Here is a 21,810-nt window from a genome sequence, read left to right on the forward strand (position 1 = left end):
GCAGTCCCCGGCACTTGCCCCCGGCGTGCCTCGTTACCATGCCTGGACACAGCAACCGGGAACCACCGACACCACTGGCACCAGAGACAACGACGAGGACGGGCGAACGCGTGGCCGAGGCGGCAGACATCCAGGGAACCGGTCCCTCACCTGCCCGTCGATGGCTGCGGCGCACCCTCACGGTGGCCGTCGGGGCTCCGCTCCTCGCCGGGCTGCTCCAGTCCCCGACCGCCCCCGTGGCGGCGGCCGCCGAGGGGACCGCCGGCTCCCGGACCGTCGATGTGTCCCTCGACACGCTCTCACCCACTGCCCCGGTCGAAGGGGACACCGTCACGGTCTCCGGGACGGTGACCAACCTGGGGAAGAAGACGATCACCGGCGCGAGCGTGGACCTGCGGGTGGGCCCCCGGATGACCAGCCGGAGCCAGATCGCGCAGATCTCGGGCAGGACCGGCTTCCGGGCCGGCAGCGACCCCGCCGCCCTCGGCGCCCCCAAGCTCAAGATCCCGGAGCTCAAAGCGGGACTCAGCGCCGAGTTCACCCTCTCGGTACCGGTCACCAAGCTCGGCCTCGACGCGGCGGGCGTGTACCAGCTGGGGGTCTCCCTCACGGGACAGCTCGCCGGCCAGGGCTACGACCGGGTGCTCGGCATCGAGCGGACCTTCCTGCCGTACCAGCCGGAGGCGACGGAGAAGAAGACCCAGCTCACCTATCTCTGGCCGTTGATCTCCTCCTCCCACGTGTCGGCCGAGACCGGTACGGACGCGCAGCAGACCCCGATCTTCGAGGACGACGATCTGGCCGCGGAGCTGCGCCCGGGGGGACGTCTCGACGAGATGGTCTCGCTGGGCAGGGATCTCCCCGTCACCTGGGTGATCGACCCCGACCTGCTGGCCTCCGTCGACGCCATGGCGAACGGTTACCGGGTCAAGGAGGGCGCCACCCACGTGCCCGGCGGCCACCAGGCCCTCGCCGAGCGGTGGCTGAACGAGCTGGAGAAGGCCGTTCAGGGCGACAAGGTCGTCGCGCTGCCGTTCGCCGACCCGGATCTCGCCTCCCTCGCCCACCGCGGCAAGGACGTCCCCGGATCGCTCGGACACCTCCAGTCGGCCACCTCCCTCGCGGGTACGACGGTGGAGACGATCCTCCACGTCCAGCCGTCGACCGATTTCTCCTGGCCCGCCGACGGCGCCGTCGACCCCTCGATCGTGGCCGTGGCGACCTCCGCGGGCGCCGACAAGGTGATCGCCCGCAGCGACAGCGTCCGCGACGACCTCTCCTACACCCCCACCGCGGCGCGTCCGCTCGGCGGCGGCACCACCGCCGTAGTGAGTGACGCGCTCCTGTCGACCGCCTTCGAGGGCGATCTCATCCGGTCGGAGAGCTCCACCCGCGCGGTGCAGGAGTTCCTCGCCCAGTCGCTGGCGATCACCCTGGAGCAGCCCGAGCAGCAGCGCAGTGTCGTCGTCGCCCCGCAGCGGACACCGACCGTCTCGCAGGCTCAGGCCATGGCCACCGCCCTGCGGGGCCTCTCCGCGAAGCGGTGGACCCAGCCCCTGGACCTGATCGCCGCCGCCGCGGTCAAGCCGGACCCGGAGGCGTCCACGACGGTGCCGGCCACCTCCCGTTATCCGAAGCGGCTGCGGGACCAGGAGCTGCCCGTGCAGGCGTTCCGCGACATGAAGACCACCCGGGACGAGCTGGACGACTTCAAGGTCGTCCTGACCGCACCGGAGCGGGTCGTCACCCCCTTCGGCAACGCGATCAACCGCGAGATGTCCATGTCCTGGCGGGGCCGGGCGAGTACGGCCGCCCTCTACCGGGACACCGTCCTGGACCACCTCCAGGACCTCACCGAGGGCGTCCAGCTCGTCGACAAGTCCGACCTCACCCTGTCCGGGCGCAGCGCCACGATCCCCGTGACGGTCCAGAACCAGCTGCTGCAGGGCGTCGACCACCTGGTGCTGCGTCTCACCCCGGGCAACAAGAACCGCCTCAAGCTGAACGGCGGCGACGGCGCCGCCGAGCTGCCGATCCGGATCAACGCCGGGCACAGCCAGTCGGTGAAGTTCACGGCGGCGGCCAATGCCAACGGCCAGGTGCCGATGACCGCCCAGTTGTACACCGAGGACGGCACGCCGTACGGCCGGCCCATGACCTTCATGGTGAAGGTCTCCGAGATCACTCCCACGGTGATGCTCGTCCTCGCCGGTGGAGTCCTGCTCCTCGTCCTCGCCGGGGTGCGGATGTACTCCCAGCGCAAGCGGATGGCGGCCCTGAACGCCGAGGCCGGGAACGAATCCGCGGACGACACCGCCCAGGACGCCGCCGACGGGTCCGGAGAGGCCGCCGCCGAGGCGCAGCCGAGTGACCCGACACCGGACACCGGGTCCGAAAGCGGCGACCCCGCGGGCCCGGGTGAGAAAGTGGACCGTTGAGCGATGTCGTGGCCGGTCGGCCGGGGACGATGAGGTGGGGTAACCATGAACGCGCCGTACGACGGTGACCGCGGCCAGGGTGCGGGCGGCACCACGCCGTCCGGTGGGACGCCCATGACGCCCCCCGGTTCCGGCCCCGCCCCGGTGCCGCCGCCGCACCAGAGCCCCCCGCCCGGGCAGCCGTACGGGGAGAATCCGTACGGCGATCACCCGTACGGCGGCACGCCCTACGCCCAGGACCCGTACGTCCAGGACGCCTACACCCATGATCCGTACCGGGCCCAGGACCTCTCGGCGCAGGACCCGGTCGGCGAAGCGCTGTACGACCGCGCGGCGCACCCCCCGCCACCACCGGGCACCTACGAGGAGCCGCAGCCGCTGTACCAGCAGCCGGCCGCTCCGCAGCACGCCCCCGACCCCCGGGTGTGGGCGCAGACCCCGGCCCCGGAGCCCGACGGCCCTTCCCGCCACCTTCCGTACGGAGACGACGCGCGGACCGTGCAGTTCACCGGCGTCGACGACCTGGTGACCCGGGCCGGCGAGGAGCAGCCGGAGCCGGACGCCTTCGCGCATCTCTACCGCGACCAGCAGACGCCGGGGCAGGTGCCGCCGCCCGCACCGGAACCGGAGCCCCTGCCCGCGCCCGCCCCGAAGAAGGCCGGCCGCGCCTCGGGCCTGCTGAAGTCGAGCGCCGTGATGGCGGCCGGCACCCTGGTCTCCCGGCTCACCGGCTTCGTCCGCAGCCTCGTCATCACGGGCGCGCTCGGTGCCGCCCTGCTCGGTGACACCTTCACCGTGGCCTACACGCTTCCGACGATGATCTACATCCTCACCGTCGGCGGCGGACTCAACTCGGTCTTCGTACCGCAGCTGGTCCGCTCGATGAAGAACGACGAGGACGGCGGCGAGGCCTACGCCAACCGTCTCCTCACGCTGGTGATGGTGGCCCTCGGCCTGATCGTGGCCGCCGCCGTCTTCGCCGCCCCCCTGTTGATCCGGCTGATGTCGAACACCATCGCCGACGACGCCGCGGCCAACAGCGTCGCCGTCACCTTCGCCCGCTACTGCCTGCCCACCATCTTCTTCATGGGCGTGCACGTGGTGATGGGTCAGATCCTGAACGCGCGGGGCAAGTTCGGCGCGATGATGTGGACCCCGGTCCTCAACAACATCGTCATGATCGTCACCTTCGGCCTGTTCATCTGGGTCTACGGCACCTCCGCCGAATCCCACATGGGCGTGCAGACGATCCCGGACGAGGGCATCCGCCTCCTCGGCGTCGGCACCCTGCTCGGACTCGTCGTCCAGGCCCTGGCGATGATCCCGTACCTGCGCGAGGCCGGTTTCCGCTTCCGCCCCCGTTTCGACTGGAAGGGCCACGGCCTCGGCAAGACGGTCAAGCTGGCCAAGTGGACCGTGCTGTTCGTCCTCGCCAACCAGGCGGGCGTCCTGGTCGTCACCCAGCTCGCCACCGCGGCCGGTGAAGAGTCGGGGAAGAACGGCGCCGGCTTCCTCGCGTACTCCAACGCCCAGCTGATCTGGGGCATGCCGCAGGCCATCATCACGGTCTCCGTCATGGCCGCGCTGCTCCCGCGCATCTCCCGTGCCGCCCACGACGACGACCCGGGCGCCGTCCGGGACGACATCTCCCAGGGCCTGCGCAACTCGGCCGTCGCGATCGTCCCGGTCTCCTTCGCCTTCCTCGCGCTCGGCGTCCCGATGTGCACCCTGCTCTACGCCTCCAGCGGCGTCGAGGCGGCCCGGGGCATGGGCTTCATCCTGATGGCCTTCGGCCTCGGCCTGATCCCGTACTCCGTGCAGTACGTCGTCCTCCGCGGCTTCTACGCGTACGAGGACACGCGGACGCCCTTCTACAACACCGTCATCGTCGCCGCCGTCAACGCGGCGGTCTCCGCGCTCTGCTACGTGCTCCTGCCGGCGCAGTGGGCGGTGGTAGGCATGGCCGGCGCCTACGGTCTCGCCTACGCCGTGGGCGTCGGCATCGCCTGGCGCCGCCTGCGCAACCGGCTGGGCGGGGACCTGGACGGCGCCCACGTCCTGCGGACCTACGCGCGGCTCTGCATGGCCTCCCTGCCCGCCGCGATCGTCGGCGGCGCCGTCGGCTTCGGGCTTCTGAAGCTCCTCGGCGACGGTGCCCTGGGCTCCCTCGTAGCCCTGCTGGCCGGTGGGGCGGTACTCCTCGGCGTCTTCTTCGTCGCGGCGAAGCGCATGCGCATCGCCGAGTTGAACACCCTGGTGGGCATGGTGCGCGGGCGTCTGGGACGCTGAGGTCGCGCCTGCCGCACAACCGTCGGCGGGGGCCGCGTGTCGTGCACAGCGTCCAACTGTGGGCACAATTGGCTTGGCTGGTGGATGTGGCGCAACGGATGGGGAGGCAGGAACGACGGTGGCGGAACGTAGCACGGCTGCCGTCGACGTGGCCGACAACAGCGGTGACGATCCGCTGACCGCCAAGGCGGACTCGGCCGCGACCGACGGGGTGGCGGAAGCGCAGAAGACGGCGGGCAGGAAAGCCGGAACCACGGAGAAGAAGAAGGCCGAACGACAGAGTGGCGAGCAGCCCTCGCTCACCACTCCCGAACTCCACAGCGGCCACAAGCTGGCCCGCCGCTACCGCCTGGAGGAGTGCGTCACCCGTCTGGACGGCTTCAGCAGCTGGCGTGCCGTCGACGAGAAGCTCCGGCGTGCCGTCGGGGTGCACCTCCTGCCCGCCGACCACCCGCGCGCCCGTTCCGTCCTGGCCGCCGCCCGTTCCTCCGCGCTCCTCGGTGACCCCCGGTTCGTCCAAGTCCTCGACGCCGTCGAGGAGAACGACCTCGTGTACGTGGTGCACGAGTGGCTGCCCGACGCGACGGAGCTGACCGCGCTCCTCGCGGCCGGACCGCTGGAGCCGCACGAGGCCTACCAGCTCGTCAGCCAGGTCTCCCAGGCCATGGCCGCCGCCCACCGCGAAGGCCTCGCCCACCTCCGCCTCACCCCCGGTGCCGTCCTGCGCAGCTCCACCGGCCAGTACCGCATCCGCGGCCTCGCCGTGAACGCCGCCCTGCGCGGCATCACCGCCGAACGCCCCCAGCGCACCGACACCGAGGCCATCGGCGCCCTGCTCTACGCGGCGCTCACCCAGCGCTGGCCGTACGACAACGACGCCCACGGCCTCTCCGGCCTGCCCAAGGGCGTCGGTCTGCTCGCCCCCGACCAGGTCCGGGCCGGCGTCCACCGCGGACTCTCCGAGATCGCCATGCGCGCCCTCGCCAACGACGGCGCCACCGCCTCCCGCCAGGACCCGCCCTGCACCACTCCGGACGAACTCGCCAAGGCCGTGGCGGCGATGCCGCGCGTCAAGGCGCCCGAGCCGGAGTTCCCCACGCCGCCGGAGTACCAGCGGACCACCTACCAGCAGGGCACCTACGGCCGGCCCCAGCCGCACCCCGCCGTCACCCAGCCCGTCGTGGCCCCGCCGCCCCCGCTGCAGAGCCGTACCGGGACCGCGCTGAAGTGGGCCGTCTCGGCTCTCCTCATCGCCGCCCTCGGTCTCGGCAGCTGGCAGATCGCGGACCGGCTCCTGGAGCCGGAGACCGCGACGAAGACGCCCGTACCGGGCCCGACGAGCGACGAGAAGCCGAAGCCGCTCACGCCGCTCACCATCGAGTCGTCCCGCGACTTCGACCCCCTGGGCAACGGCGTGGAGAACGGTGACATCAAGGCGAAGGCCTACGACGGCGACCCCAGCACCTTCTGGCACACCGTGAACTACGCCAGCCCCGACTTCGGGAAGCTGAAGAAGGGTGTGGGCCTCGTCCTCGATCTCGGCAAGGAGCAGGAGGTCGGCCAGGTCGATCTGTCGTTCCGGGGCGACACCTCGGTGGAACTGCGCACCGCGCCCGCCGGCACGGTGAGCGAGCCGTCCATGCCCGGCGCGTACACCACCCAGGCGTCCGGGTCCGGCAGCAGCGTGACGCTGAAGCCTGCCAAGCCCGTCACGACCCGCTACGTCCTCGTCTGGCTCACCGAACTGCCCGCCGGCTCCAGCGGGTACCGAGGCAAGCTGAGCGAGATCAAGGTCCTGGGCTGACCACCGCTGAGGGAGGGGCTCACCGTTGGACGATCCGAAGGACGACGCCACGGGCGACCGGGAGCTCCTGGCGCGCCATGTCGCCGGAGACCCGGACGCCTTCGGTGAGCTCGTACGGCGTCACAGGGACCGCCTCTGGGCGGTCGCCCTGCGGACACTCGGCGACCGCGAGGAGGCCGCGGACGCCGTCCAGGACGCTCTGATCTCCGCGTTCCGGGCCGCCCACACCTTCCGCGGCCAGTCGGCCGTCACCACCTGGCTGCACCGCATCACGGTCAACGCCTGCCTGGACCGCCTCCGCAAGAGCGCATCTCGCAGAACCGCCTCCGTCGACGACACCGCCCGGTTCGAGCAGCTCCTCGAACCGCACGAATCCGCCGAAGCCCCGGCCGAGCGCCAGGACCTCCACCGGGAGCTCCTGGCCGCGCTGGCCACCCTGCCAGCGGAACAGCGCGCTGCACTCGTCCTCGTCGACATGCAGGGATACCCGGTCGCGGAAGCGGCACGTATCCTCGGCGTCCCCACCGGAACCGTCAAAAGCCGCTGCGCACGCGGCCGGGCGCGGCTGCTGCCGTTGCTCACGCATCTCCGCACCGGGACGGTGGGTAACGACGCTCCCGAGGGGGGAAGGAACCGGACGCCGGGGACATCCGTCCCACCGGTGCCGGGGCCGAAGGACAACGGACCGACTGATCCAGCTGCTGTGAAGGGCGGAGGTGGGCGCGCGTGACTTCCACGACCGACGCGGCACAGCATCCGGACGTCTCCGAGATCTCCGACCTGGCCGAGGGCCTCCTCTCACCGACCCGCTCCGCGGCCGTCCGTCGGCACCTGGACGGCTGTCCGCTCTGCGCCGACGTGCGCACGTCCCTGGAAGAGATCAGGGGACTCCTCGGCACCCTACCCGGACCACCCCGCATGCCCGCCGAGATCGCCGGCCGGATCGACGCGGCCCTCGCCGCCGAGGCCCTGCTGCACGCCACCGCTCCCGAGGGCGAGCCCGCTGTTTCACGTGAAACAGCGCGCGTCACGGAAGCGCCCCGACAGGCGTCCGCCCCCTCCACCGCGCCGGGCCGTCCCTCCGGGCGGCCCCGCGCAGCCACCGGTCCGGGCCGCCCGACTCCCTCCCGCCGCCGCAGGATCGGTCTGGTCGCCACCCTCGGCGCCGCCTTCGGAGCCGTGATCCTCGGCACCGGCATCTTCCTGGCCCAAGGCGGAGGCGTGCCCACCGCCGGGCAGGCCGAGGAGAGCCGGAGGGCCGACGCAGCGGCCAGCGCCGGCCTCACCCCCTTCTCCGGGACACCCGTCGAGGAACGCGTCCGCTCCCTGCTGACCGAGGGCGAGACCGCCCGCTCCCCCCAGGGCATCGGCCCCGAGACCCTGTCCGAGGGGACCACCCCCGCTCCCCGGCGCGCCCTCCCCGTCCCTGCCTGCGTCCTCGCGGGAACAGGCCGCACGGACGGCGTCCTCGCCCAGGAGAAGGGCGAGTACGCCGGGTCCCCCGCCTATCTCCTCGTGCTCACGGACCATGCCGACAGCGGACGGGTCCAGGCATACGTCCTCGACGCCTCCTGCGCCGACCGCTCCCCGGGAGCGACGGGCGACCCGGCCAAGGTGTTGTTCACACGGTTCCTGCCCCGCTCCTGACAGCCGTCGCGGTGCCGCGCGGCCCGTTCGGGAATGCGCGCCCCGTAGGATCCGTTGGGTGGGGTGAGAGTGACCGAGACACCGCCCCGTAGGCAGTAGGCAGTCTGCAGAGACGAGGAAGAAACCCGTGAGCGACGTCCGTAACGTGATCATCATCGGCTCGGGGCCCGCGGGATACACCGCTGCGCTCTACACCGCCCGAGCGTCGCTGAACCCGCTGGTCTTCGAAGGTGCCGTCACCGCCGGTGGCGCGCTGATGAACACCACCGAGGTCGAGAACTTCCCCGGCTTCCGTGACGGCATCATGGGCCCGGACCTGATGGACAACATGCGGGCCCAGGCGGAGCGCTTCGGCGCCGAGCTGGTGCCCGACGACGTCGTGGCCGTGGACCTGACCGGTGAGATCAAGACCGTCACCGACACCGCCGGCACCGTGCACCGGGCCAAGGCCGTCATCGTGACGACCGGCTCGCAGCACCGCAAGCTCGGACTGCCCAACGAGGACACTCTCTCCGGCCGTGGCGTCTCCTGGTGCGCCACCTGCGACGGCTTCTTCTTCAAGGACCAGGACATCGCCGTCGTCGGCGGCGGCGACACCGCGATGGAGGAGGCGACCTTCCTCTCGCGCTTCGCCAGGTCCGTGACGATCGTCCACCGCCGCGACTCCCTGCGCGCCTCCAAGGCGATGCAGGAGCGTGCCTTCGCCGACCCGAAGATCTCGTTCGCCTGGGACAGCGAGGTGGCCGAGATCCACGGCGACCAGAAGCTCACCGGCCTGACCCTGCGCGACACGAAGACGGGCGAGACCCGAGAGCTGCCCGTCACGGGCCTCTTCATCGCCGTGGGCCACGACCCGCGCACCGAACTCTTCAAGGGCCAGCTGGACCTCGACGACGAGGGCTACCTCAAGGTGGCCGCTCCGTCGACCCGCACCAACCTGACGGGCGTCTTCGGTGCCGGCGACGTCGTCGACCACACCTACCGGCAGGCGATCACCGCTGCCGGCACCGGCTGCTCGGCCGCTCTCGACGCCGAGCGCTACCTCGCCGCCCTCGCCGACAGCGAGAAGCTGGCCGAGACGCCCGCAGTCTGATCGACCCGCTCCTTCCCCACCCCACACCCCAAGAAGTTAAGGAGGCCGCCGTGGCCGGCGAGCTTAAGAACGTGACCGACGCTTCCTTCGAGGAGGTTGTCCTCAAGAGCGAGAAGCCTGTCCTGGTGGACTTCTGGGCCGAGTGGTGCGGCCCGTGCCGTCAGATCGCTCCCTCGCTCGAGGCCATCGCCAAGGAGCAGGACGAGATCGAGATCGTGAAGCTCAACATCGACCAGAACCCGGCCACCGCCGCCAAGTACGGCGTCATGTCCATCCCGACGCTGAACGTCTACCAGAACGGCGAGGTCGTGAAGACCATCGTCGGCGCCAAGCCGAAGGCCGCGATCCTGCGCGACTTGGCGGACTTCGTCGAGCCGACCAAGGGCTGACCCACGGGGCGGTGTTTCACGTGAAACACCCACCAGCCGACGAGAGCGGCCCACCCCCTCGCAGGGGGTGGGCCGCTCTCGTGATTCCGTGGCTAGAGGGGCCTCAGCGCGGGCTCCTTCTGCACCGCGCCGAGCAGTCGGTCCAGTGCCATCTCGACGTCCTCCTTCCAGGAGAGCGTCGTGCGGAGCTCCAGCCTCAGCCGGGGAAAGGCATGGTGCGGCCGGACCGTTTTGAAGCCGACCGCGAGAAGGTGCTCGGCGGGCAGGACACAGGCCGGTTCCTTCCAGCGGGCATCCCCGAAGGCCTCGATCGCCTTGAAGCCCCGCCGCATCACATCCTTGGCGACGGTCTGCACCATCACGCGGCCCAGCCCCTGCCCCTGGTACTCCGGCATGATCCACGCCGTCATCAGCTGGACTGCGTCGGCCGCCACGGGGCTCGTCGGAAAGGCCATGGAGCGCGGCACATAGGCCGGGGGCGCGTAGAGCACGTACCCGACCGGTACGTCGTCCACGTAGACCACGCGCCCGCAGGATCCCCATTCGAGGAGCACGGCGGAGATCCACGCTTCCTTCTCCACGTCCGGACGGCCGGTCTTCACCGCCGCCTCCCCGCTGACGGGGTCCAGCTCCCAGAAGACACAGGAGCGACACCGCTTCGGGAGATCCGGAAGATTGTCCAGCGTGAGCGGTACGAGCCGACGCCCCACGGCTGCCCCTCGCTTCCCTGGCCATCGAGCACGATGCGGCTCCACGGATACGTCCTCACAGAATCGTATCGATCGGGCGATCAGGGCGATACCGCGCACAGGACAAGGGCGGGCCGCGATCCGGTGACATTCGGATCGCGGCCCGCCCTCGGCGGCGTTGGCGGTCAGCCCCTGTCGCCCTCAGCGGTGCTCTTCGCGTCCATGACGCGCCCCTCGCCGGGCGCCAGGGTGGTGAGGATCCGCTCCAGGTCCTCCATCGAGGCGAACTCGACGACGATCTTGCCCTTCTTCTGCCCCAGGTCCACCTTCACCCGGGTCTCGAAGCGGTCCGACAGGCGCGTCGCCAGCTCCGAGAGCGCGGGAGAGACGCGGGCCCCGGCCCGGGGCTTGGGCTTGGCCGCCGGGGGCTCCGAGGCCATCGTGCGGACGATCTCCTCGACCGTCCGCACGGAAAGGCCCTCCGCGATGATCCGGTAGGCCAGCTTGTCCTGGGCCTCGGCGTCCTCCAGGGCCAGCAGCGCGCGGGCGTGACCGGCGGAGATGGTGCCGGCGGCGACCCGCGTCTGCACCGTGGTGGGCAGCCGCAGCAGACGCAGCGTGTTGGAGACCTGCGAGCGGGACCGCCCGATCCGGTCGGCCAGCTGGTCGTGGGTGCAGTCGAAGTCCTTGAGCAGCTGGTCGTAGGCCGCGGCCTCCTCCAGCGGGTTCAGCTGCGCCCGGTGCAGGTTCTCCAGGAGCGCGTCCAGGAGCAGCTTCTCGTCCTCGGTGGCCCGGACGATCGCGGGGATCCGCTCCAGGCCCGCTTCGGTGCAGGCCCGCCAGCGCCGCTCACCCATGATGAGCTCGTAGCGGTCGGTGCCGACCTGGCGTACGACCACGGGCTGGAGCAGGCCGACTTCCTTGATGGAGGTGACCAGCTCGGCCAGGGCGTCCTCGTCGAAGACCTCACGCGGCTGCCGGGGGTTCGGGGTGATCGCGCCGAGCGGCAGTTCCGCGAAGTACGCTCCCGCCGGAGCCGGGGGCTGGTCCGCGGGCCCCGGGGTCCCGGTCGTGGCCACGCCCGGGGGGAGCGTCGCCGTCTTCGCGGCGGGAAGTCCGCGCTCGCCCGGCAGCGCCGGAACCACGCCGGGAGACGTCGTACCGGCCCCGACACCGACCAGCGGCGCCTGCCGCTCCTGGGGAGCCGAGGGGATCAGGGAACCGAGCCCTCGTCCCAGACCCCTGCGTCGCTCACTCACTGAAGACCCTCCGCCATGCTGCGCTGGTTGTTCTGGTGCCCGAGATGGGCGTTCTGGGCGTCGTAGTGCACGGAGACTCCCCGCAGGGCGATCTCCCGGGCCGCTTCGAGGTACGACAGGGCGCCGCTGGAGCCCGGGTCGTAGGTGAGCACGGTCTGCCCGTAGCTCGGCGCCTCGGAGATGCGTACGGACCGCGGGATGCTGGTCCGCAGCACCTCGTCCCCGAAGTGGGTGCGCACCTCTTCGGCGACCTGCGAGGCGAGCCTCGTCCGGCCGTCGTACATGGTGAGCAGGATCGTGGAGACGTGCAGCCCCGGGTTGAGATGGCCACGGACCAGTTCCACGTTCCGCAGGAGCTGCCCCAGCCCTTCCAGGGCGTAGTACTCGCACTGGATCGGGATCAGCACCTCGGCTCCCGCCACCATGGCGTTGACCGTGAGCAGTCCGAGTGAGGGCGGGCAGTCGATGAGGATGTAGTCGAGCGGCTGCTCGTAGGCCTGGATCGCCCGCTGGAGCCGGCTCTCTCGTGCCACCAGCGAGACCAGCTCGATCTCCGCGCCCGCGAGGTCGATCGTCGCGGGGGCACAGAACAGTCCCTCCACGTCGCGCACGGGCTGCACCACGTCGGAGAGCGGCTTGCTGTCCACCAGCACGTCGTAGATCGAGGGGACCTCGGCGTGATGGTCGATGCCCAGAGCCGTGGAGGCGTTCCCCTGCGGGTCCAGGTCGATGACCAGCACCCGGGCTCCGTGCAGTGCCAGGGAGGCGGCGATGTTGACCGTCGTGGTGGTCTTCCCGACGCCACCCTTCTGGTTGGCGACGACCATGATCCGGGTCCGGTCCGGTCGGGGGAGCCCCTCACCGGCACGGCCCAGCGCCGCTACTGCCAACTGGGCAGCACGTCCGATGGGGGTGTCGTCCATCGGGGGCGGTGTTTCACGTGAAACATCCTCCCCGACCGATTCGGTGCGGGGACCGGGGACCGGGTCGGTCATCGGCCCCGCGATGTTGGCGTCGGACCGCAAGGATTCACTCTCCTCGGCATCAAGCTCGCGATGAGGAGAGCCTGCCATGCTTTCCGTGTCAGGAACCAGCGAGGTCGGTGGTTCTGTGGAGGAATCCACCTCTGTGGACAACTCGGCAACCCTCATGGGTGGTTTCACTCGGGGTCGGCGGTCCCGGGGTTCGGCAGCCGCGCGGCCACGGCTGATGATCCCCCGAAGCAGTGAGCGACGTTTCACGTGAAACACGATGCCCCCGCACCCAGGCCGGGACCGCTCGACACTCCGAAAAGGTACGTATGCGACGTCTCAGCGACGTCGGCGGGTCTTGCTCGTCCGCGCGGCCTTGGCCCGCTTGGCAGCGAACCGCACACCGCCCGGGCTCTCCCCGACCTCGGCCCGTACGACGGTCGACATCGGATCGACGATTCCCTCGCCGACCTGCAGCACGGAGGTCTCCACCACACCGAGCTTCGAGAGAGCGGAGCGCGCCGCGTCCAGCTCCTCCTCGGCGGTGTCACCCTTGAGCAGCAGCATCTCTCCGTAGGGGCGCAGCAGCGGTACACCCCAGCCCGCGAGCCGGTCCAGGGGAGCCACCGCGCGGGCGGTCACCACATGCACGGGCGGGACCTTGCCGAGCATCTCCTCCGCGCGGCCCCGGACCACGGTCACGTGATCCAGGCCCAGCAGCTCCACGACCTCTTGGAGGAAGTTGATCCGGCGCAGCAGCGGCTCCAGGAGCGTGATCTTCAGGTCCGGCCGGACGAGGGCCAGCGGGATGCCGGGCAGCCCGGCGCCCGAGCCGACGTCGCAGACCGTGACGCCCTCCGGGACGACCTCGGAGAGGACCGCGCAGTTCAGCAGGTGCCGCTCCCAGAGCCGTGGCACCTCACGCGGGCCGATGAGCCCCCGCTTCACGCCGGCGTCCGCGAGCAGCTCCGCGTACCGCACGGCCTCCGGGAAGTACTCACCGAAGACTGTCCGCGCCTGCTCCGGAGCCTCGGGGAGCTCCGCTGCCTCCGTCACGGGAACCGTCCTTCCGTACCGCACGCGTACGTGCGAGCGCACTGTGGTGGCTGAACTATCAGGCTGACAAAGATCGGCCCCGTCTGCGCACAGACGGGGCCGACAGACGAGAAGGGTCAGGCAGGGAGCACGATGACGAAGCGCTGCGGCTCCTCGCCCTCGGACTCGCTGCGCAGGCCGGCGGCGGCGACCGCGTCGTGCACGACCTTCCGCTCGAACGGGGTCATCGGGTCCAGCTTGACCGGCTCGCCGGAGGCCTTGACCTCGGCCGCGGCCTTGGCACCCAGGGTGGCCAGCTCGGACCGCTTCTTCGCGCGGAAACCGGCGATGTCGAGCATCAGACGGCTGCGGTCACCGGTCTCGCGGTGCACGGCCAGCCGGGTCAGCTCCTGCAGCGCCTCCAGGACCTCCCCGTCGCGGCCGACGAGCTTCTGCAGGTCACGGCTGTCGGAGTCGCTGATGATCGAGACCGCGGCCCGGTCCGCCTCGACGTCCATGTCGATGTCGCCGTCGAGATCGGCGATGTCGAGCAGGCCCTCAAGGTAGTCGGCCGCGATCTCGCCCTCCTGCTCGAGGCGGGTCAGGGTGTCGCCACCCTCGGCGGCGGCGGTGGTGCCTTCCGTCACGGACGGACTCCTTCTTGCTTCGGGGCTTACTTCTTGGAGGACGGGTGCTTGGGCCGCTGCTGGCCCTTGCGCTGACCGGACTTGGCCTGGCGGGCTCCGCCGGAGTTGGCGCGGCTCGGACGGGCGGGCTTGTCACCCTGGGCCGGGGCCTTGTCCTGGGTCTCGGCCGCCGTGGACCCCTTGGCCGGGGCCGCGGGCTTCTTCTCCAGGGAGGTGGTGGTCGCCTCGGTCTCCTCGGCACCCTTCACCGGCTGGGTGCCGGCCGCGGCCTGACGCTTGGCCTTCGTCTGGCGCTTCGGCTGCTGCCGCCTCGCGCCGGCACCGATCTCGGCCTCGACCGTGAGGGTGTCGCTCTTGATGACGGTGCCGTCGGCCTGCGCGGCGAAGCCGGCCTTGGCGAGACCGCTGAAGAAGCGGCGCTCGTTCTCGTTGCGGTCGGTGCCCTTGGCGACGATCGCCTTGACCACGTTCTTGCGGCGCCGTCCGCGCACCTCACCGTGGTGCGTGACGCTCTTGAGCAGACGCTGCAGGTAGGCGTCCTGCGCCTTGCTGCCCGGGGTCGGGTTCTGGTTGATCACGTACATCTGCTGGCCCATGGTCCACACGTTGGTGGTCAGCCAGTAGACGAGGACACCGACGGGGAAGTTGATGCCCATGACGGCGAAGATCACCGGGAAGATGTACATGAGCATCTTCTGCTGCTGCATGTACGGCGTCTTCACGGAGAGGTCGACGTTCTTCATCATCAGCTGGCGCTGGGTGAAGAACTGCGAGGCCGACATCATGATGATCATGATCGCGGTGACGATGCGGACCGAGGTCAGCGAGGCGTCGAGCGCGGCGACGTCGGCGGCGCTGTCGGTGAAGGTGGCGGCCAGCGGGGCACCGAAGATGTGGGCCTGGCGGGCGCTCTCCAGCAGCGGCTGGTCGATGACGTCACCCACGGTGTCGCCGTTGGCGATGCTCGCGAGCACGTGGTACAGCGCGAAGAAGAACGGCGACTGGGCCAGGATGGGAAGACACGAGGAGAGCGGGTTGGTGCCCGTCTCCTTGTAGAGCTTCATCATCTCTTCGGACTGACGCTGCTTGTCGCTCTTGTAGCGCTCCTGGATCGCCTTCATCTTCGGCTGGAGCGCCTGCATGTTCCGCGTCGACTTGATCTGCTTGACGAACAGCGGGATCAGGCAGATACGGATCAGCACCACCAGGGACACGATCGACAGGCCCCAGGCCCAGCCCGTGTCAGGGCCGAAGATCGCCCCGTAGACCTTGTGGAACTGGACGATCACCCATGCGACGGGGGTGGTGATGAAGCTGAAAAAACTGGCAATCGTGTCCACTAATCAGGCTCCTTGAGCATTGGGCGAGGTCTCTGCGGCCGGGCTCGTCTCGGCGGAGCTCCCGCCCGTGTCGCCGCGCAGCGCGTTCCTGAGGATTTCGTGCCAGCGGGGACGCTTACGCGGGGGAACGTGGTCCACGCCGCCGGGCGACCACGGGTTGCACCGCAGGATGCGCCAGGCGGTCAGGGCAGTGCCCTTGATCGCGCCATGCCGGTCGATGGCCGTGAATCCGTAGTGGGAACACGACGGGTAGTACCGGCAGACGGGGCCCAGGAGGGGGCTGATCGTCCACTGGTACAGCTTGATGAGAGCCAGCAGCGGGTACTTCATCGCGTGCCCCCTCCCAGCAGCCGCTGCAAGGCGGCGTCCAGGTCTCGGGCCAGCTGTGCGTGGTCGGCGTCACCGGCTCCGGGCAACGCCCGTACGACCACCAGGCTACCCGGCGGCAGCGTGGAGAGCCGGTCGCGGACGAGGTGGCGCAGGCGTCGCTTGACCTGGTTGCGGATGACCGCCCCGCCCACGGCCTTGCTCACGACGAAACCCGCACGCGTCGGGGGAGCGCTCTCCCCAGGCGCGTGCGGGTCCGTTGCACCGCTGCGTAGGTGCACGACGAGGAGCGGGCGTCCGGCCCGGCGTCCTCGGCGTACCGCGGTCGCGAAGTCCTCGCGCCGCCTCAGCCGATTCTCGGTAGGCAGCACGTCATGACCTGTGCGCGGATCAGGCGGACAGGCGGGCGCGACCCTTGCCACGACGGGCGGCCAGGATGGCACGACCGGCACGGGTACGCATGCGCAGGCGGAAGCCGTGGGTCTTCGCGCGACGACGGTTGTTCGGCTGGAAGGTGCGCTTGCTCACTCGGGGGCTCCAGAAATGATTCGGGTGGTGGCGGGACATCGCCTGGCTGTCACCGTGCGCCCACGAGTAGCTCGCAATACGCCCGAGTGCACCGCTTCGTGATCACGGATCGTGACCTTTGCCCATCGGAGGCAGGCGGCAGCAGCCATCGACAACTCGACCTGGTTACGGTACGCGCGGCTACGCCATCCGGTCAAACCGGCCCGTTGCCGGGGTCCATTGTGCACAGGCTGTGGACAACAACTTGAACCACGTCAGCCGCCCCGACTACCGTGGCTGGACTCCACAATCTTTTCCGTTCTGTCCTTTCCTGTCCCTGCGGACCCCCCGTCCTTCCAGACCTCGATCCACCGTCCCGAGAAGCACACCTGCGTGGGACCTGCGAGAAAGCGTGCCCTGTGGCTGACGTTCCTGCTGATCTTGCCGCAGTCTGGCCACGTGTTCTCGAGCAGCTCCTCGGCGAAGGCCAGCAGGGGATCGAGCCCAAGGACAAGCAGTGGATCGAGCGGTGCCAGCCGCTCGCCCTGGTCGCGGACACCGCGCTCCTCGCGGTCCCCAACGAGTGGGGCAAGCGCGTCCTGGAGGGCCGGCTCGCCCCGCTGATCAGCGAGACCCTGAGCCGTGAGTGCGGCCGACCGATCCGGATCGCGATCACCGTCGACGACTCGGCCGGCGATCCGGCCCCGCCCGCGCCCCCGGTCCAGCAGCCGCAGCAGTCGCGCTACGACGAGCGCCCGCAGCCCGAGCCGTACGAGAAGTACGAGGGGTACGGCCACCGCTCCCTGCCCGACGACGGGCTGCCCACCGCGCGCCCGGCCTACCCGGACTACCAGCAGCCGCAGCGGCCCGACCCCGGGGCCTGGCCGCGCAGCCAGGACGACCTGTCCTGGCAGCAGCCGCGCCTCGGCGGCTACCAGGAGCGCGCCCCGTACACCGGGCCCGGCAACTCCACCGGTCCGGAGCAGTCCCCGCCGTCCCGTTACGACGAGCGCGCCCGGGGCTACGACCAGCGGCACGACCGCGGCGAGCTGTCCGAGCCGCCGGGCCCCGGCGCCCGGCCGGGCCCCCGGCCCGGCGGCCCCGTCCCCGGCGGCGGTCACGGCGGACCCGGCTCCTCCGGTGGGGCACCGGGCTCCGGCTCGGGCGCGCCCAACGAGCAGCACGCGCGCCTGAACCCCAAGTACCTCTTCGACACCTTCGTCATCGGTTCCTCGAACCGCTTCGCGCACGCCGCCGCGGTCGCGGTGGCCGAGGCGCCGGCGAAGGCGTACAACCCCCTCTTCATCTACGGGGAGTCGGGACTCGGCAAGACCCATCTGCTGCACGCCATCGGCCACTACGCGCGCAGCCTGTACCCCGGCACGCGCGTGCGGTACGTGAGCTCGGAGGAGTTCACGAACGAGTTCATCAACTCCATCCGCGACGGCAAGGGTGACGCCTTCCGCAAGCGGTACCGCGACGTGGACATCCTGCTCGTCGACGACATCCAGTTCCTCGCGAGCAAGGAGTCGACGCAGGAGGAGTTCTTCCACACCTTCAACACGCTCCACAACGCGAACAAGCAGATCGTGCTCTCCTCGGACCGGCCGCCGAAGCAGCTGGTGACCCTGGAGGACCGGCTCCGCAACCGCTTCGAGTGGGGTCTCACCACCGATGTCCAGCCGCCCGAACTGGAGACGCGGATCGCGATCCTGCGGAAGAAGGCGGTGCAGGAGCAGCTCAACGCCCCGCCGGAGGTCCTGGAGTTCATCGCCTCCCGCATCTCCCGCAACATCCGGGAGCTGGAGGGCGCGCTGATCCGGGTGACGGCCTTCGCGAGTCTGAACCGGCAGCCGGTGGACCTCGGCCTCACCGAGATCGTCCTGAAGGACCTGATCCCCGGCGGCGAGGACACGGCTCCGGAGATCACCGCGCCCGCGATCATGGCGGCGACGGCGGACTACTTCGGGCTCACGGTGGAGGACCTGTGCGGTTCCTCGCGCAGCCGCGTGCTGGTGACGGCCCGCCAGATCGCCATGTATCTGTGCCGGGAGCTGACGGACCTGTCGCTGCCGAAGATCGGCGCGCAGTTCGGCGGCCGGGACCATACGACGGTGATGCACGCGGACCGCAAGATCCGGGCCCTCATGGCCGAGCGGCGCTCCATCTACAACCAGGTCACCGAACTCACCAACCGCATCAAGAACGGCTGACGCCACGGCGCCGAGTGCTCGGCGTGCGGCGTGTACGGAGGGCGCTCCGGGACTGCTCCCGGGGCGCCCTTCGCCATGTCCACGGGTGGGCGCCCGGAGGGCTCCCCGTGCCGGCCCGTGGATCTGCGCGCTCCACATGCGTCACAGGGCCGCGGTCGGGGACGCCCGCCCGGGCCCTTGCGACGGCTCCGGCCTCTTCTCCTGTGCGTCTCGTGAGCGCCTCCGCACCGTCTCCGGAACACCTCCGGATCGTCTCCGGAGCGCCTCGCGGTCGTCTGCTGGAGGCCTCCGCCCTGCTCGCCGCCGCGGCCCGCTGTTCGATTACTCCGTTCCGGTGGCAGGTTCTCCACAGATTGGGGGATGATCTCCCGTCCACAGGGTGGGGACTGCGAAGTTATCCGGATGGTGTCCACAGGACGGCCTACTGACAGGTCATCACACCAGGTCAGCAGGGTGTGGAATTGTGCGCAACCACTCTCCACAGCCTGTGGATGAATCTTTCGTCCACAGGGGCCCCGGAGACTTGTCCACCGGCCACCCACAGGGGGCCGGTGGTTGCCCACAGCTTCTCCACACCCCTGTCCACTGTTCGGCAACAAAAGTCCCCTCCTCACCGCGTCGAGTGAAAGGCGTCACACCGAAGGAGACGTTTGGGCTGTGGGGAACCGGGGGAAAGCTGGGGACAGCGCTGGGGAGAACTCCCCGTGGCCTGTGAATCGGGTGTGCAGAACTTTCGGGCGTCCACAGAGACCCCAGGTTGTCCACCGGTTCCACCCACAGGCACGGTGGACAAAAAACGGGCCCTGACCTGCGTGGACGACGTTATCCACCGTTTCCACAGGCCCTACTACTACTCCCACTTAGAGTTAGCCCGGAATCCGCTTCGAAGTGGGACCTGTGCACAACTCGACGCCGGAGCCCCGACCGCCCCTCGACGCGACTTGACCCCGAGCCGCACCGAGTGTCCGTGGCGTACGTCAGACTGGATGCCGCAGTCGACGAGCCAGCAACAAGCAGGAGGCGGTTCCGGTGAAGATCCGGGTGGAGCGCGATGTACTCGCGGAGGCGGTGGCCTGGGTGGCCCGCAGCCTCCCGGCCCGTCCGCCGGCGCCCGTCCTCGCGGGCCTTCTCCTGAAGGCCGAGGACGGCGCCCTGAGCTTCTCCAGCTTCGACTACGAGGTCTCCGCCCGGGTCTCGGTCGAGGCCGAGGTCGAGGAGGACGGCACCGTCCTGGTCTCCGGCCGCCTGCTCGCCGACATCTGCCGCGCCCTCCCCAACCGGCCGGTGGAGATCTCCACCGACGGTGTGCGGGCGACCGTGGTCTGCGGCTCCTCCCGCTTCACCCTCCACACCCTGCCTGTGGAGGAGTACCCGGCGCTGCCCGAGATGCCCACCGCGACCGGCACCGTCCCCGGCGAGGTCTTCGCCTCCGCCGCCGCACAGGTGGCCATCGCCGCCGGCCGCGACGACACGCTGCCCGTCCTCACCGGTGTGCGCATCGAGATCGAGGGCGACACGGTCACCCTGGCCTCCACCGACCGCTACCGCTTCGCGGTCCGCGAGTTCCTGTGGAAGCCGGAGTCCCCCGACGCCTCCGCGGTCGCCCTGGTGCCCGCGAAGACCCTCCTGGACACCGCCAAGGCGCTCACCAGCGGTGACACGGTCACCCTGGCGCTCTCCGGCTCCGGCAAGGGCGAGGGCCTCATCGGCTTCGAGGGCGCGGGCCGCCGCACCACCACCCGTCTGCTCGAGGGCGACCTGCCGAAGTACCGGACGCTGTTCCCCACCGAGTTCAACTCGGTCGCCGTGATCGAGACCGCCCCGTTCGTCGAGGCCGTCAAGCGCGTGGCCCTGGTCGCCGAGCGCAACACCCCGGTCCGGCTCACCTTCGAGCAGGGCGTGCTCATCCTGGAGGCCGGCTCCAGCGACGACGCACAGGCTGTGGAAAGGGTCGACGCGCAGCTGGAGGGCGACGACATCTCGATCGCCTTCAACCCGACCTTCCTCCTGGACGGCCTGAGCGCGATCGACTCCCCGGTCGCCCAGCTCTCCTTCACGACCTCCACCAAGCCCGCGCTGCTGAGCGGCAAGCCGGCCGTGGACGCCGAGGCGGACGAGGCCTACAAGTACCTGATCATGCCGGTGCGGCTGTCCGGCTGAGGGCCCCGGCCCGGTGGTCGACTGAGCGGCTGACCCCACAGGTGTGCACCCGGGTCCGGGCGTAGGCTCGGACCCGGGAAAACCGCACACGACGCTTAAGGAATCTCTGATGGAGCTCGGTCTCGTCGGTCTCGGCAAGATGGGCGGCAACATGCGCGAGCGCATCCGCCGCGCAGGCCACACCGTCATCGGATACGACCGCAACCCGGACCTCGCCGACGTCCCCAGCCTGGAAGAGCTGGTGGGCAAGCTCAAGGGCCCGCGTGTCGTGTGGGTCATGGTCCCCGCCGGCCCGGCGACCCAGTCCACGATCGACGAGCTGGCGGAGCTGCTCTCCCCCGGCGACATCGTGGTGGACGGCGGCAACTCGCGCTGGACGGACGACGAGAAGCACGCGGAGGAGCTCGCCGCCAAGGGCATCGGCTTCGTCGACTGCGGCGTCTCCGGTGGCGTATGGGGCCTGGAGAACGGCTACGCGCTGATGTACGGCGGCGACGCCGAGCACGTGGCCCGGGTCCAGCCGATCTTCGACGCGCTCAAGCCCGAGGGCCCGTACGGTGCGGTGCACGCGGGCAAGGTCGGCGCCGGGCACTTCGCGAAGATGGTCCACAACGGCATCGAGTACGCGATGATGCAGGCCTACGCCGAGGGCTGGGAGCTCCTGGAGAAGGTCGACTCGGTCACCGACGTCCGCGAGGTCTTCCGCTCCTGGCAGGAGGGCACGGTCATCCGTTCCTGGCTGCTCGACCTGGCCGTGAACGCGCTGGACGAGGACGAGCACCTGGAGAAGCTCCGGGGCTACGCGTCGGACTCCGGCGAGGGCCGGTGGACGGTCGAGGCCGCCATCGACAACGCGGTTCCGCTGCCGGCGATCACCGCGTCCCTGTTCGCGCGGTTCGCCTCCCGTCAGGACGACTCGCCGCAGATGAAGATGATCGCCGCGCTGCGCAACCAGTTCGGCGGTCACGCGGTCGAGACGAAGAAGTAATCCACAGGCTGTGC

19 protein-coding genes are annotated in these 21,810 nt (G+C 70.3%); 10 read left to right on the forward strand and 9 right to left on the reverse strand.

The genetic code is table 11. The annotated features are described in order from the left end of the window. The first annotated feature begins 110 nt into the window (after positions 1–110). The 7 genes from ACFY60_RS04385 (at position 111) to trxA (ending at position 9,660) form a co-directional block, all read left to right on the forward strand. Complete coding sequence (locus ACFY60_RS04385; protein WP_388609884.1) at positions 111–2,438, forward strand: DUF6049 family protein; 2,328 nt, start codon at positions 111–113, stop codon at positions 2,436–2,438. Between the two features lie 45 nt (positions 2,439–2,483). Next, positions 2,484–4,727 (forward strand): murein biosynthesis integral membrane protein MurJ, encoded by a 2,244-nt coding sequence (murJ, locus tag ACFY60_RS04390; protein ID WP_388609883.1) that lies wholly within the window; start codon positions 2,484–2,486, stop codon positions 4,725–4,727. 118 nt (positions 4,728–4,845) lie between these two features. Further along, positions 4,846–6,531, forward strand: coding sequence for a protein kinase family protein (locus ACFY60_RS04395; protein ID WP_388609882.1), 1,686 nt, complete (start codon positions 4,846–4,848; stop codon positions 6,529–6,531). 25 nt (positions 6,532–6,556) lie between these two features. Beyond that, on the forward strand, positions 6,557–7,261 hold the full coding sequence (gene sigM / locus ACFY60_RS04400; RefSeq protein ID WP_388609881.1) for an RNA polymerase sigma factor SigM: 705 nt from the start codon (positions 6,557–6,559) through the stop codon (positions 7,259–7,261). Then, positions 7,258–8,178, forward strand: a complete 921-nt coding sequence (locus ACFY60_RS04405) for an anti-sigma factor (RefSeq protein ID WP_388609879.1) — start codon at positions 7,258–7,260, stop codon at positions 8,176–8,178. Before sigM ends, ACFY60_RS04405 begins: the two co-directional genes overlap by 4 nt. A gap of 127 nt (positions 8,179–8,305) precedes the next feature. After that, on the forward strand, positions 8,306–9,271 hold the full coding sequence (trxB, locus tag ACFY60_RS04410) for a thioredoxin-disulfide reductase (protein ID WP_388609877.1): 966 nt from the start codon (positions 8,306–8,308) through the stop codon (positions 9,269–9,271). Between the two features lie 50 nt (positions 9,272–9,321). After that, positions 9,322–9,660 (forward strand): thioredoxin, encoded by a 339-nt coding sequence (gene trxA, locus ACFY60_RS04415; protein ID WP_388609875.1) that lies wholly within the window; start codon positions 9,322–9,324, stop codon positions 9,658–9,660. 92 nt (positions 9,661–9,752) lie between these two features. Here the strand turns inward: trxA and ACFY60_RS04420 are convergent, their stop codons facing one another. The 9 genes from ACFY60_RS04420 to rpmH form a co-directional block, all read right to left on the reverse strand. Beyond that, positions 9,753–10,370 carry a GNAT family N-acetyltransferase gene (locus tag ACFY60_RS04420; protein WP_309049791.1) on the reverse strand — a complete coding sequence of 206 codons (618 nt, stop codon included), beginning with the start codon at positions 10,368–10,370 and terminating at the stop codon, positions 9,753–9,755. A gap of 164 nt (positions 10,371–10,534) precedes the next feature. Next, on the reverse strand, positions 10,535–11,608 hold the full coding sequence (locus tag ACFY60_RS04425; protein ID WP_388609873.1) for a ParB/RepB/Spo0J family partition protein: 1,074 nt from the start codon (positions 11,606–11,608) through the stop codon (positions 10,535–10,537). Next, entirely contained in the window at positions 11,605–12,681 is a 1,077-nt protein-coding gene (locus tag ACFY60_RS04430; RefSeq protein WP_309049789.1) for a ParA family protein, read from the reverse strand. Before ACFY60_RS04430 ends, ACFY60_RS04425 begins: the two co-directional genes overlap by 4 nt. Positions 12,682–12,918: 237 nt before the next feature. Further along, positions 12,919–13,635, reverse strand: coding sequence for a 16S rRNA (guanine(527)-N(7))-methyltransferase RsmG (rsmG, locus tag ACFY60_RS04435; RefSeq protein ID WP_388609870.1), 717 nt, complete (start codon positions 13,633–13,635; stop codon positions 12,919–12,921). Positions 13,636–13,751: 116 nt separating this feature from the next. Continuing rightward, positions 13,752–14,261: a protein jag gene (locus ACFY60_RS04440; RefSeq protein WP_388609869.1), complete on the reverse strand. Its 510-nt coding sequence runs from the start codon at positions 14,259–14,261 to the stop codon at positions 13,752–13,754. A 26-nt stretch (positions 14,262–14,287) separates the two neighbouring features. After that, complete coding sequence (yidC, locus tag ACFY60_RS04445; RefSeq protein ID WP_388609867.1) at positions 14,288–15,601, reverse strand: membrane protein insertase YidC; 1,314 nt, start codon at positions 15,599–15,601, stop codon at positions 14,288–14,290. A gap of 3 nt (positions 15,602–15,604) precedes the next feature. Then, positions 15,605–15,931: a membrane protein insertion efficiency factor YidD gene (gene yidD, locus ACFY60_RS04450; protein ID WP_309050556.1), complete on the reverse strand. Its 327-nt coding sequence runs from the start codon at positions 15,929–15,931 to the stop codon at positions 15,605–15,607. After that, positions 15,928–16,299 carry a ribonuclease P protein component gene (gene rnpA, locus ACFY60_RS04455; RefSeq protein WP_309050555.1) on the reverse strand — a complete coding sequence of 124 codons (372 nt, stop codon included), beginning with the start codon at positions 16,297–16,299 and terminating at the stop codon, positions 15,928–15,930. Before rnpA ends, yidD begins: the two co-directional genes overlap by 4 nt. Before the next feature lie 19 nt (positions 16,300–16,318). Beyond that, positions 16,319–16,456 (reverse strand): 50S ribosomal protein L34, encoded by a 138-nt coding sequence (gene rpmH / locus ACFY60_RS04460; protein ID WP_125638610.1) that lies wholly within the window; start codon positions 16,454–16,456, stop codon positions 16,319–16,321. A gap of 398 nt (positions 16,457–16,854) precedes the next feature. Between rpmH and dnaA the strand changes: the two genes are divergently transcribed. The 3 genes from dnaA to gnd all read left to right on the forward strand — a co-directional run bounded on the left by dnaA (position 16,855) and on the right by gnd (position 21,796). After that, positions 16,855–18,648 carry a chromosomal replication initiator protein DnaA gene (dnaA, locus tag ACFY60_RS04465; RefSeq protein WP_388609864.1) on the forward strand — a complete coding sequence of 598 codons (1,794 nt, stop codon included), beginning with the start codon at positions 16,855–16,857 and terminating at the stop codon, positions 18,646–18,648. Between the two features lie 1,029 nt (positions 18,649–19,677). After that, positions 19,678–20,808 carry a DNA polymerase III subunit beta gene (gene dnaN, locus ACFY60_RS04470; RefSeq protein ID WP_309050553.1) on the forward strand — a complete coding sequence of 377 codons (1,131 nt, stop codon included), beginning with the start codon at positions 19,678–19,680 and terminating at the stop codon, positions 20,806–20,808. 109 nt (positions 20,809–20,917) lie between these two features. Next, the gene (gene gnd / locus ACFY60_RS04475; RefSeq protein WP_309050552.1) at positions 20,918–21,796 is read left to right on the forward strand and encodes a phosphogluconate dehydrogenase (NAD(+)-dependent, decarboxylating); all 879 of its coding nucleotides are present in this window, start codon (positions 20,918–20,920) and stop codon (positions 21,794–21,796) included. Positions 21,797–21,810: the final 14 nt, after the last annotated feature.

It is taken from the genome of Streptomyces sp. NPDC012827 (assembly GCF_042900905.1).
Taxonomy (GTDB): domain Bacteria; phylum Actinomycetota; class Actinomycetes; order Streptomycetales; family Streptomycetaceae; genus Streptomyces; species Streptomyces gulbargensis.